This window comes from Mesorhizobium sp. WSM3879, assembly GCF_002294915.1.
Classification (GTDB): Bacteria; Pseudomonadota; Alphaproteobacteria; order Rhizobiales; family Rhizobiaceae; genus Mesorhizobium.
The window spans coordinates 256,358-268,650 of record NZ_NSFZ01000003.1; the positions used below are offsets into that span (position 1 = coordinate 256,358).

General features: G+C 65.8%; 11 protein-coding genes and 1 tRNA gene. All 12 read left to right on the plus strand.

The annotated features are described in order from the left end of the window. Nucleotides 1-58: 58 nt before the first annotated feature. The 12 genes from CK218_RS07845 to CK218_RS07905 all read left to right on the plus strand — a co-directional run bounded on the left by CK218_RS07845 (nt 59) and on the right by CK218_RS07905 (nt 12,265). Nucleotides 59-751, plus strand: coding sequence for a glutathione S-transferase family protein (locus CK218_RS07845; RefSeq protein WP_067003220.1), 693 nt, complete (start codon nt 59-61; stop codon nt 749-751). Continuing rightward, a complete protein-coding gene (gene queG, locus CK218_RS07850; RefSeq protein WP_095827356.1) occupies nt 732-1,889 on the plus strand; it encodes a tRNA epoxyqueuosine(34) reductase QueG in 1,158 nt (385 codons plus the stop codon). The genes CK218_RS07845 and queG overlap by 20 nt, the downstream gene beginning before the upstream one ends. Nucleotides 1,890-1,906: 17 nt before the next feature. Continuing rightward, the gene (locus tag CK218_RS07855) at nt 1,907-2,812 is read left to right on the plus strand and encodes an SDR family oxidoreductase (protein ID WP_095827357.1); all 906 of its coding nucleotides are present in this window, start codon (nt 1,907-1,909) and stop codon (nt 2,810-2,812) included. 163 nt (nt 2,813-2,975) lie between these two features. Beyond that, on the plus strand, nt 2,976-4,058 hold the full coding sequence (gene mepA, locus CK218_RS07860) for a penicillin-insensitive murein endopeptidase (protein ID WP_179294451.1): 1,083 nt from the start codon (nt 2,976-2,978) through the stop codon (nt 4,056-4,058). A 262-nt stretch (nt 4,059-4,320) separates the two neighbouring features. Then, the gene (locus tag CK218_RS07865) at nt 4,321-5,340 is read left to right on the plus strand and encodes a glucokinase (protein WP_095827358.1); all 1,020 of its coding nucleotides are present in this window, start codon (nt 4,321-4,323) and stop codon (nt 5,338-5,340) included. 131 nt (nt 5,341-5,471) lie between these two features. Further along, nucleotides 5,472-7,331 carry an ABC transporter ATP-binding protein gene (locus CK218_RS07870; RefSeq protein ID WP_095776771.1) on the plus strand — a complete coding sequence of 620 codons (1,860 nt, stop codon included), beginning with the start codon at nt 5,472-5,474 and terminating at the stop codon, nt 7,329-7,331. Continuing rightward, complete coding sequence (gene dapB, locus CK218_RS07875) at nt 7,328-8,149, plus strand: 4-hydroxy-tetrahydrodipicolinate reductase (RefSeq protein ID WP_067003228.1); 822 nt, start codon at nt 7,328-7,330, stop codon at nt 8,147-8,149. Before CK218_RS07870 ends, dapB begins: the two co-directional genes overlap by 4 nt. A 98-nt stretch (nt 8,150-8,247) precedes the next feature. After that, the gene (locus CK218_RS07880) at nt 8,248-8,868 is read left to right on the plus strand and encodes a 2,3-bisphosphoglycerate-dependent phosphoglycerate mutase (protein WP_067003230.1); all 621 of its coding nucleotides are present in this window, start codon (nt 8,248-8,250) and stop codon (nt 8,866-8,868) included. 392 nt (nt 8,869-9,260) lie between these two features. Beyond that, nucleotides 9,261-9,345, plus strand: a tRNA-Leu gene (locus CK218_RS07890). Between the two features lie 123 nt (nt 9,346-9,468). Next, a complete protein-coding gene (locus CK218_RS07895; RefSeq protein ID WP_067003231.1) occupies nt 9,469-10,188 on the plus strand; it encodes a hypothetical protein in 720 nt (239 codons plus the stop codon). An 86-nt stretch (nt 10,189-10,274) separates the two neighbouring features. Continuing rightward, a complete protein-coding gene (locus CK218_RS07900) occupies nt 10,275-11,960 on the plus strand; it encodes a cyclic nucleotide-binding domain-containing thioredoxin-disulfide reductase (protein ID WP_095827359.1) in 1,686 nt (561 codons plus the stop codon). Continuing rightward, the gene (locus CK218_RS07905) at nt 11,960-12,265 is read left to right on the plus strand and encodes a UBP-type zinc finger domain-containing protein (RefSeq protein WP_067003235.1); all 306 of its coding nucleotides are present in this window, start codon (nt 11,960-11,962) and stop codon (nt 12,263-12,265) included. Before CK218_RS07900 ends, CK218_RS07905 begins: the two co-directional genes overlap by 1 nt. Nucleotides 12,266-12,293 lie beyond the last annotated feature (28 nt).

Below are 12,293 nucleotides of genomic sequence, written 5' to 3' on the forward strand. Positions count from 1 at the left end.
CGCCAAGACTTACCGGCGCTCACACCAATTTGCCAGTGCGCCCTATCATCGCGGAACCATGCTGACGCTTTTTCACCACCCGATGTTCGCCACCTGCCGGTTCGTCCGCCTCGCCTTCGGCGAGTATGGCGAGGAGCTGGCCTTGATCGAGGAGAAACCCTGGACCCGGCGCAAGGAGTTTCTGGCGCTCAATCCGGCCGGCACGCTGCCGATCCTGCTGGCCGAAGGCGATGTGCCAATCGTCGGCGCCATGGTCATTGCCGAATATCTTGACGAGACACGCGGGGTGCTGAAGCGCGACAGGCGGCTGTTTGCCGAGGACCCGATGCAGCGCGCCGAAATCCGGCGACTGACCGACTGGTATCTCAGCAAGGCCGAAAGCGAGGTCACCCGCCATCTGGTGCGCGAGCGGGTGCTGAAGCCGGTGATGCCGGAGACGGCGGGCGGCGGCTCACCCGATTCGGGCGCGATCCGCGCCGCGCGCGCCAACATCCGCCAGCACATGAAATACACCAACTGGCTGGCGGGCACGCGTCATTGGCTGGCCGGCAACAAGGTGACCTATGCCGACCTCGCCGCGGCCGCGACGCTTTCCGTGCTCGACTATCTCGGCGAGATCGACTGGCGCGAGCACGCGGCGGCGCGCGAATGGTATACTCGCGTGAAATCACGGCCGTCGTTCCGGCCGCTGCTCACCGATCGCGTGCGCGGCCTGTCGCCGGTATCGCATTATGCGGACCTCGATTTCTGACACGACGAAGCTGCGCGCGCTGATCGACGCGGAGGCGCGCCGCGCCGGCTTCGACGCCGTTGCCGTCACCCGGCCGGACGCGATCCCGCTGGCTCCCGCGCGCCTGGCCGAGTTTGTCGCCGAGGGATTTCACGGCTCGATGGACTGGATCGCCGAGACGATCGGTCGGCGCGCCGAGCCTTCGACGCTGTGGCCGGAAGTGCGTTCGATCATAGTGCTCGCCATGAACTACGGTCCGGACCGGGATCCGCGCAATGTCCTCGACAAACACGATCGCGGCGCGATCTCGGTCTACGCGCAAAATCGCGACTATCACGATGTGATGAAAGGTCGGCTGAAGGAAATCGCGGGCAAGATCGTCGCGCGCGCCGGCGGCGACGTGAAGGTCTTCGTCGACACGGCGCCGGTGATGGAAAAGCCGCTTGCCGAAGCCGCGGGGCTGGGCTGGCAGGGCAAGCACACCAACCTGGTGAGCCGCGAGCATGGCTCATGGCTGTTCCTCGGCACCATCTTCACCACGGCCGAGCTTGAGCCGGACAAAGCCGAGATCGACCATTGCGGCTCCTGCCGCGCCTGCCTCGACATCTGCCCGACCGATGCCTTCCCGGCGCCCTACCGGCTCGATGCGCGGCGTTGCATCTCCTACCTCACCATCGAGAACAAGGGGCCGATCCCGCGCGAATTTCGCGAGGCGATCGGCAACCGCATCTATGGCTGCGACGACTGCCTCGCCGTGTGTCCGTGGAATAAATTCGCCAGCGTCGCCGCCGAGGCCAAGCTTGCCGCTCGCGAAGATCTGCGCGAGCCGCGGCTGTCGGACCTGCTGTTGCTCGACGATGCGACGTTCCGCTCCTTTTTCTCGGGCTCGCCAATCAAGCGCATCGGCCGCGACCGTTTCATCCGCAACGCGCTGATCGCCGCCGGCAATTCGGGCGATGCTTCGCTGACGCCGGTCGCGCGCGGCCTAATCGACGACGGCTCGCCCCTGGTGCGGGGTGCGGCAGTATGGGCGCTATCGCGACTGATGGAGCGGCGCGATTTTGCGGAGCTCGCCGCATCGGCCTTGCAGGCCGAAGGCGATGCAACGGTGCGCGAGGAATGGCTGTCAGCGCTGCCGGTTCCCGCAAAGGACCATTGAAGAAGAGGATTTAATTGATGGGCGAGAGACGCTTCTTCATTTTCGGCGCCGGCTATTCCGGCAAGGCTTTTGCGAAAGCCAATGAAGATGGCGCGCCGATCCTTGGGACGACGCGATCGCCGGGAAAGTTCGAGGCCTTGCGAGAGGCGGGCATCGAGCCGTCAAGCTTCGACGGTTCGTTGACGGCGGAAATCAGCGAGGCGCTTCGGCAAACAACACATCTCATCATCTCGGTCGCCCCGGACGAAGCGGGCGATCCGGTGCTCAATGCGGCCGGCGAGGCGATCCGGGACAAGACGCCGGCGCTAAAATGGATCGGCTATCTTTCAACCGTCGGCGTCTACGGCGACCATGGCGGCGCCTGGGTGGACGAGAGCGCCGAGTGCAGGCCGGTTTCGAAGCGCTCGGCAATGCGGGTGGCGGCCGAACAGGAATGGCTGGCTCTTGGGCGGGAAATCGGCAAGCCGATAGCGATCCTGCGGCTTTCCGGCATTTACGGCCCGGGCCGCAACGCACTGGTTAATCTCGAGGACGGCACCGCGAGGCGCCTGGTCAAGCCCGGCCAGGTCTTCAACCGCATCCATTGCGACGACATCGCCGGCGCCCTGTGGCACCTGGCCGATAGCAATCGCGGCGGCATCTTCAATGTCACCGACGACGAGCCGGCGCCGCCGCAGGATGTCGTCGCCTACGCCGCCGGGCTGATGGGCGTGGAGGCGCCGCCGGAAATCCCCTTCGAAACCGCGCAACTTTCGCCCATGGCGCGGTCCTTCTACGGCGAGAACAAGCGCGTCGCCAACGCAGCGATCAAAGCGGCCGGCTACAGCTTTCGTTTGCCGAATTATCGGGTGGCGCTGGAGCGGATGTGGGCCGACGGCAACTGGCGGGACGGAGAGCCGCGCAGCCCGATGAAACGCTCGTGAGCGAAGCGACGTGCATTGGCGTGATATGATTCGCGCCTGAACTGCGTCGCCAAGGTTTGATTTATGCATGTCTTTGTCCCGAAACCGGGTCCCACTTTCGGGAGACATGTTTTAGCATGCCGCCTGAGATTGCGTCGTGCCACTGGAGAGGGGACCCGACCTGATGACGTTGCGACCGCTGCCCGACAGGAAGCCGTTCCTGACCGCCGCGCTTGCCCTGGTGACCTCAGCCGGGCTGGCGGCGGCCGCGATCTCGGCCGAACCGCGCGCAAAAGACCTGTTCGGCGCCAAGAAGCTGCCGGCGGTGGCGCAAGCGCAATCCTTCGGCTTTTACTCAAGAGGCTGCTTCGCCGGCGGCGTCGCCTTGCCGGTGGACGGGCCGAGCTGGGAGGTGATGCGCCCCTCGCGAAACCGCCGCTGGGGCCATCCGGCGATGATTGCGCTGATCGAGAAGCTCGCGCGAGACGCCCAGGCGGATGGCTGGCCGGGGCTGCTGGTCGGCGATGTCTCGCAGCCCCGCGGCGGCCCGATGACGACCGGCCACGCCTCGCACCAGATCGGCCTCGATGCCGACATCTGGCTGACGCCGATGCCGCGGCGCCCGCTGACCATGGCGCAGCGCGAGAGCATGAGCGCGACGCTGATGGTCGACGAGAAGACGCATCTGGTGAAGGACGCGCTGTGGACGCCAGCGCATACGCGACTTTTGAAGCGCGCGGCGAGCTACCCGGAGGTCGAGCGCATCCTGGTCAATCCGGGCATCAAGAAGAAACTTTGCGACACGGTCATCGGCGATCGCTCCTGGCTGCGCAAGATCCGGCCGTTCTGGGGCCATGACTATCATTTCCACATGCGCATCGGCTGCCAGGCGGGCTCGTCCGGCTGCAAGGGGCAGGAGGCGACGCCGGCCGATGACGGCTGCGGCAAACCGCTTGCCTGGTGGTTCACCGAGGAGCCGTGGCGGCCCAACAAGAACCCGGATGCGCCGAAAGCGCGCGATCTGATGACGATGGCCAATTTGCCGAAGGAGTGCCAGGCGGTGCTTGCAGCGCCGGACGCGCCTTCTCTGGAAGCCGTTACCTATCAGGGCGGCGGCGCGGCAGCGGTGGCGGCGGCCAAATCGAAAGCGACCGAGACGGCGGAGACGATCTCCAGCGATGCGGCGACGCTGCCGGCGGCGGCGAGTTCCTTTGCGCCGACGCCCAAAATCGGCATTCCAGTGCCACGGCCAAGGCCGGGGAACTGAGGGCCGCGCCACGGCGTCCAGATTGTCGAGGCCGGCGGCGTCCCTCATCCGCCTGGCTGCCGCAATGCGGGCTTTCTTCTTGCGAGGCTGGCGATTGGCGAAACCATTGGCGACAGTGCCCCTCTCCCCGTCACTGACGGGGAGAGGATGCCGACAGGCAGGTGAGGAGCGGCGACGCTCGAGATAGGGACCGAAGCCGCTTTCCCTTTGCAGGACCATGCGCTAGTCAGCGACGGAGCGGGAACGAACGGGACAAAAAAGCATGGTTGGCGAAGACGATACAGCGCTGCGGTTTCCGGTCCTGATCGGTGATATCGGCGGCACCAATGCGCGTTTCTCGATCGTGCTCGACGCCAATTCGGAAGCGACCGAGCCGCAAATCGTCCAGACGGCCAATTTCAAGACCATCGACGAGGCGATCCAGGCGGCGGTGCTCGACCGCTCGTCGATCCAGCCGCATTCGGCGGTGCTGGCGGTGGCCGGGCCGGTCGACGGCGACGAGATCCGACTGACCAACTGCCCCTGGGTGGTTAAGCCGCACCAGATGTTTGCCAATCTGGGCTTGAGCGAGATCGTCGTGCTCAACGATTTCGAGGCGCAGGCGCTGGCGGTGGTGGCGCTGGGCGAAGAGCATATGGAAAAGATCGGCGGCGGGACGCCGGAGCCGAATGCCGGCCGGGTCGTGCTCGGCCCGGGGACGGGGCTCGGCGTCGCGGGGCTGATCTACGCGCTTCGCCGCTGGATACCGGTGCCGGGCGAGGGCGGGCATATGGATATCGGCCCGCGCACGCCGCGCGACTTCGAAGTGTTTCCGCATATCGAAAAGCTCGACGGTCGCATCTCCGGCGAGCAGATCCTGTGCGGCCGCGGACTGGTCAATGTCTATCGCGCGGTGGCCAGGGCCGACGAAAAGCCGACGCCTTTCACGACGCCGGCGGAAGTTACGGCGGCCGCGCTCGCCAAATCCGATCCGGTGGCACAGGAAGCGCTGGAACTGTTCGTTACCTGCCTCGGCCGCACCGCGGGCGATCTCGCGCTGGTGTTCATGAGTCGTGGCGGCGTGTTCCTGACCGGCGGCATCGCGCAAAAAATCGTGCCGGCATTGAAAGCCGGCAATTTCCGCGCCGCATTCGAGGACAAGGCGCCGCACAGCGCGCTGATGCGCACGATGCCGGTCTATGTCATCACCCACCCGCTGGCGGCGCTTCTCGGGCTGGCCGCCTATGCCAGAACTCCGTCGCTGTTCGGCGTTCAGACCGCCGGACGGCACTGGCGGGCATGAGCGCGCCCGGGTGCGGGATGGCAATCGGCCACCGCGACGAAGTTTCGCCATAGGCAAGCCGTAGCCGGAGCGATAAGAGGGTGCCGAAATGCTCCCTGACCTTTGACGAGAACCCACGAAGCGCTGCCGATTTGACATTTCAAAATCCAAACAAGCTAAAGGCCCGGCCCGGCGAGGTCACGGCGGTACTGCGCCGTATCATCGCCGAGAACGGCTATGACCATCGCTGGTCCTACGCGATCGTCATCGTCTGCTCGTTATTGGTTTCCGGCGCGACCGCCTTCTCGGCCTGGGTCATGGCGCCGATGGTCAATCAGATATTCTACGAGCGGAGCAGCGACGCCGTCTGGTGGATTTGCGCCGGCTTCATGGGCGCCTTCCTCGTGCGCGGCTTCGCCGGCTACGGCCAGGCGGTGATGCTGGCCACGATCGGCAACAATCTGGTCGCCCGCTACCAGAAGCGCAGCTTCGACCAACTGATGAAGCTCGGCGTCAATTTCTTCAACGACACGCGCTCGGGTCGACTGGCGGCGCAGCTGGACGAGAATATCGGCGGCATCCGCGACCTGCTGTCGCTGACATTGATTTCGATCACTCGCGACGCAGTGACGCTCGTCGGCCTGGTCGGCCTCATGGTCTACCAGGATCCGGTGTTGTCGCTGAGCTCGCTGCTGATCGGGCCGCCGCTGATCTGGGCCGTCGTCTACATCACGCGCCGGGTGCGCAAGATCAATCGGGAATCCGTGCTGATCAATTCTCGGCTGAGCGGGTCGGTGCAGGAGGCCACCCAAGGCATCGCCATCGTCAAGGCCTTCACCCTGGAGGACGAGCTGGCGCGCCGCATCGGCATCATGGCCGACACGGCCGAACAGCGCAGCAACAAGATTGCCCGCGTCTCGGAACGGCTGTCGCCGATTTCGGACATGCTGGCCGGCCTCGCCGTGACCGCCGTCATCGCTTATTCCGGCTATCGGGCATTGTATCTCGGTCAGCCGCCGGGCGCGGTGTTTTCCTTCATCACCGCGCTGATCTTGGCCTATGATCCGGCGCGGCGGCTGGCGCGCATGCAGGTGGCGATGGAACGCGCGCTGGTCAACGCGCGCATGATCTATGAATTGCTCGACCTCGAGCCGAAACAAAGCGACGCGCCCGACGCTGCCGAAGCGAAGATCATTTCCGGCGAAGTGACCTTCAACAATGTGACGTTCGGCTATAGCGCCGACATGCCGGTGCTGAGGGATCTGAGCTTTACCGCCGCCGCCGGCAAGGTGACGGCGATCGTCGGCGCTTCGGGCGCCGGCAAGTCGACGCTGGTGGCGCTCTTGCAGCGCTTCTATGACGTCGACGAGGGCAGCATCGAGGTGGACGGCCAGGACATCTCGAAGGTGACGAAGCGGTCGCTGCGCCAATCGATCGCCTATGTCTCGCAGGCGCCGTATCTCTTCGAAGGCACGATCCGCGACAACATTCGCTACGGCCGGCTCTCGGCCACCGACGCGGAGATCGAGCAGGCGGCGAAACAGGCCGCCGCCGACGAGTTCATCCGCCAGCAGCCGCAAGGCTACGACACGCCGGTCGGCGAAGGCGGCTCGACGCTGTCCGGCGGCCAGCGCCAGCGCGTCTCGATCGCCCGCGCAATCGTGCGCCAAGCGCCGATCCTGCTGCTCGACGAGGCGACCTCGGCGCTCGACAACGAGGCCGAAGCGCGCGTCCAGGAAGCGCTCACCCATGTCATGGAAGGCCGCACCACCATCGTCATCGCGCATCGGCTGTCGACCGTGGTCAATGCCGACCGCATCATCGTGCTGGAAGAGGGGCGGCTGGTCGAGGAAGGCACACACGCCTCGTTGATGGCCGACCCCCACAGCGTCTATGCCCGCTTCCACCGGGTGCAGGGCAAGAAGGGGCTGGGGCTTGTCGATGACGCCAAGCCGACCCAAACTCCTCTGCCGCGCACGCGCGCGAAGAAGACCGTCGGGAGAAGCGCATGAGCGAAACGGGCGATATGGGCCTGGTGGTGGTGGGCGCCGCCGGCCGGATGGGTCAGACGCTGATCCGTGCCATCCACTCCATTCCCGGCGCGCGGGTTGCCGGTGCCGTCGAGCGGCCGGACTCGCCGCATCTCGGCAAGGATGCCGGCGAGCTCGCCGGCATCGGCACCATCAATGTGCCGATCGCCGACGACCCGCTGCCGGCCTTCGCCAAGGCCGACGGCGTGCTCGATTTCACGGCCCCCGGCGCAACCGTCGAATTCGCCGGCTATGCCGCGCAGGCGCGCATCGTCCATGTCATCGGCACGACCGGCTGTTCGGCCGATGACGATGCGAAGATCGCCGCGGCGGCGCGCCACGCGACCATCATCAAATCCGGCAATATGAGCCTCGGCGTCAATCTTTTGGCGGTGCTGGTGGAGCAGGCGGCGCGCGCGCTCGATGCGCAGGATTTCGACATCGAGATCCTGGAGATGCACCACAGGCACAAGGTCGACGCGCCGTCCGGTACGGCGCTGCTGCTCGGCGAAGCGGCGGCCAAAGGCCGAGAGATCGCGCTCAATGTCAACAGCGTGCGTGTGCGCGACGGCCATACCGGCGTCCGCAAACCCGGCACGATCGGCTTCGCCAGCTTGCGCGGCGGGTCGGTGGTCGGCGAGCACAGCGTGATCCTGGCCGGCACCGGCGAGCGCATCACGCTCGCCCACCAGGCCGAGGACCGGGCGATCTTTGCCCGCGGCGCGGTCAAGGCGGCGCTCTGGGGCCGAGGCAAGAAGCCGGGCCTCTATTCCATGCGGGACGTGCTCGGCCTGGGCTGAGGCGGTTTTTTTCTGCTTTTCTTCCGCAATTCCGGACGGAAAACCGCTACACACTTTTCCTGGAATCGCTCAAATCCAACCACGTATCAGGAGCAAACATGTCGGGAACTCTCGTGCTCGTGCGCCACGGCCAGAGCGAATGGAACCTGAAGAACCTGTTCACCGGCTGGCGCGATGTCGACCTCACCGACCAGGGCAATGCGGAGGCGCTTGCCGCCGGCGAGAAGCTCAAGGCGCGCGGGCTGAAATTCGACATCGCTTACACCTCGGCGCTGAAGCGGGCGCAGAAGACCTGCCAGCACATTCTCGACGTGGTCGGCCAAAGCAAGCTCGAGACCGTCCGCGACCAGGCGCTCAACGAACGCGACTATGGCGATCTCTCCGGCCTCAACAAGGACGACGCGCGCAAGAAGTGGGGCGAGGAGCAGGTGCATATCTGGCGCCGCTCCTACGACGTATCGCCTCCCGGCGGCGAAAGCCTGAAGGACACCGGCGCGCGTGTCTGGCCCTATTACCTGCACGACGTGCAGCCGCATGTGCTGCGCGGCGAGACGGTGCTGGTCGCCGCGCACGGCAATTCGCTGCGGGCGCTGATCATGGCGCTGGACGGCAAGTCGGGCGAAGAGATCGTCAAGCTGGAGCTCGGCACCGGCGTGCCGGTGATCTACAAGCTCAACGCCGATTCCACCGTGGCAAAGAAGGAAGTGCTGGAGGGGTGAGGGATTCCATTGTTCCGGCCCCGCTCGGAACGGGTGGCCGTCTCGGGACAACCGCTTCAGCTCGGAATTCCGTCTCGTCGTTAACTGACCAGCGTCGGCGCGCCCCTCACCTGCCTGCCGGCATCCTCTCCCCCGTATAGTGACGGGGAGAGGGAAGCTCCGGCCGCCGATTTCGCCAATCGCCAGCGTCTCAAGAGGACGCCAACGCCGCGGCCAGCCCCTTCTCCCCGTCCTATACGGGGAGAAGTGCCCGGCAGGGCGATGAGGGGGGCGACGCCGACAATTGCCGTCCGTGCCTGAAATGAACCCAAGCTGCCCTCTGGTCAGTCTTGAGCTCCTCGAAAAAACCGCGTTGACACGCTTCGTTTGCCCGCTTACATGAGCGCCCACCAGCCCAGATGGCGGAATTGGTAGACGCGCACGGTTCAGGTCCGTGTTCCGCAAGGAGTGGAGGTTCGAGTCCTCTTCTGGGCACCAAATTCCCGTTTCAGACGATCTGACGCGATGAGCAAAAAGCCCGGATTTTCCGGGCTTTTTTGTGCCTGCAACTCGTCTCGGGTTAAACCGTTCCTATCTTGTCTGTTAAGCCGAGGTTCCGTGATGCCCGCGCCGTTCAAGGAGTGGAAGGTTCTGCCGCATGGCAGGCTCTCTCCTGTCGACGACGATATTCTGACGGTGACCGGCGACATACCGATGCCGGTCGGCAACCTGAAACGGCGCATGACCGTGGTGCGATTGCGCGACCGACGGCTCGTCATCTTCAGCGCCATCGCGCTCGACGACGAACAGATGCGCGCGATCGAGGCCTTCGGCCAACCGGCCTTCCTGATCGTCCCTAACGACCATCACCGGCTCGATGCAAAGCCATGGAAAGATCGCTATCCCACCCTGCAGGTGATTGCACCGGCGGGCGCGCGCAACAGCGTCGAGAAGGCGGTGCATGTCGATGCGGCCCGCGGCGACTTTGGCGATCCCGACGTCAAGCTCGTCACCGTCCCCGGAACCCGTGATCGCGAAGCGGCGCTGCAAATCGACGGACCGAACGGCATGACGCTCGTTCTCAATGATATCGTCGGCAACATCCGCGGCGCATCCGGTTTTGCCGGCTGGGCATTGCGCATGATGGGATTTGCCGGTGATGAGCCGCGTATACCCTGGCCGGTCAAGCTGACGATGGTCGGCGACAAGGCGGCACTCGCAGCGCAATTGAGACGATGGGCTGACCTGCCGGCGCTCAAGCGCATCCTCGTCTCGCATGGCTCCGTCATCACCGATGATCCGCAGGGGGCGCTGCGCAAGCTGGCGAGGTCGCTCGGATAGCTGACAGCGTAGCGGCCACCTGCCCTTCCGGCCAGTCCCTGAACAAACCGCTTCAAACCCGCTGCCGCGGACGCTACGGTCCGGTCATGGCCCCCTCCGTCAGCCCTACGATCGCCGCCCGCCGCGACCAGATGTTCCCCGTGCTCGCCGATGCGGACATCGAGCGCATGCGCCGCTTCGGCGTGCCAAGAGCCTACGGCGCCGGCGAGCATATCGTGACGGCCGGCACGGTCTCGCCCGGATTGGTCGTCATCCTGTCGGGCAAGGTCGACATCACGCAGGCCAGCGGTCTTGGCCCGCGCGAGGCGATCATCACCTATGGTCCGGGCAATTTCATCGGCGAACTGGCGCAGCTTTCGAGCCGGCCGTCGCTCGTCAATGCCGAGGCGACCGAGCCGGTCGAAGCCATCGTCATCCCGTCGCAGCGGCTGCGCGATCTGATGGTGCAAGAGGCGAATCTCGGCGAGCGCGTCATGCGCGCGCTGATCCTGCGCCGTGTCGGCCTGCTCGAGAGCGGCACCAGCGGGCCGATCGTCATCGGCCGTCCCGGCAATGGCGATGTGCTGCGGCTGCAGGGTTTCCTCACCCGCAGCGGCCTGCCGCACCGCGCGCTCGATTCCGACACCGATCCCTGCGCCAAGACGCTGATCGAGCGTTTTCATGTCGATCCGCACCATCTGCCGATCGTGCTCTGTCCCAACGGCAAGCTGCTGCACAATCCCGGCGAAAGCGATCTCGCCCGCTGCGTCGGGCTGCTGCGGCCGCTCGACGCCGGCAAGATCTACGACGTGGCCATCGTCGGCGCCGGGCCGGCAGGATTGGCGGCCGCGGTCTATGCGGCCTCCGAGGGGCTGTCGACGATCGTGCTCGACTGCCGCGCCTTCGGCGGGCAGGCGGGGGCATCCTCGCGCATCGAGAACTATCTCGGCTTTCCGACCGGCATTACAGGCATGGCGCTGATGGCGCGCGCCTACAACCAGGCGCAGAAGTTCGGGGTCGAGATGGTGATCCCCGATGAAGCCAAATTGCTCGGCGCCGCCGACAACATGGCCGGCTACCGGCTGGACGTTGGCGACGGCGAGACCTTGCGCGCGCGCACGGTGGTGATCGCCAGCGGCGCGCGCTACCGTCGCCTCGACATCGCCAATATCGCGCAGTTCGAGGGCACGTCGGTGCATTACTGGGCCTCGCCGATCGAAGCACGGCTCTGCCGGGACCAGGAAGTGGCGCTGGTCGGCGCCGGCAACTCGGCCGGCCAGGCGGCCGTCTTTCTCGCCAGCCAAGTGCGCAAGGTGACGTTGTTGGCGCGGCGCGACAGCCTCGATGCCACCATGTCGCGCTATCTGGTCGAGCGGATCGTGGCGCAGCCGAACATCGAGGTGCTGACGGAAACCGAGGTCGAGGCGCTCGACGGCCATGACGGCAACCTCGAGCGGCTGTGCTGGCGCAACCGGGTCACCGGCGTGGCGACGACGCGGACCATCCACCACCTCTTCCTGTTCATCGGCGCCGACCCGAACACCGACTGGCTGGCGCGTTGCGACGTGGCGCTCGACGCCAGGGGCTTCGTGCGCACCGGACCGGATGTGGCGCCGGGACACGGCCCGATGGAGACGAGCCGCAGCGGCGTGTTCGCCATCGGCGATGTGCGCTGCGGCTCGACCAAGCGTGTCGCGGCCGCCGTCGGCGAAGGCGCTCAGGTGGTGGCGGCGCTGCATGCCTATCTTGCGCGCAACGGCGGGCGTGCTGCTCAGCCCGAAAGGAGACCGTGATGGACGAATGCAGGCATACGGACGACATCAAGGATGTGGTGCCGAGCGCCCTCGGCTGCGAGGAATGCCTGAAGAGCGGCTCCTGGTGGGTGCATCTCAGGCTCTGCCGCACCTGCGGCCATGTCGGTTGCTGCGACGACTCGCCCAACCGCCACGCCACCAAGCATTTCCACGCCACTCAGCATCCGGTCATCGAAGGCTACGATCCGCCCGAAGGCTGGGGCTGGTGCTATGTCGACGAGGTGTTCATCGACCTCGGCGACCGCACGACGGCGCAGAACGGCCCGATCCCGCGCTTTGTCTAGCGTGCACGGAATACCGTGAGCCTCTTGC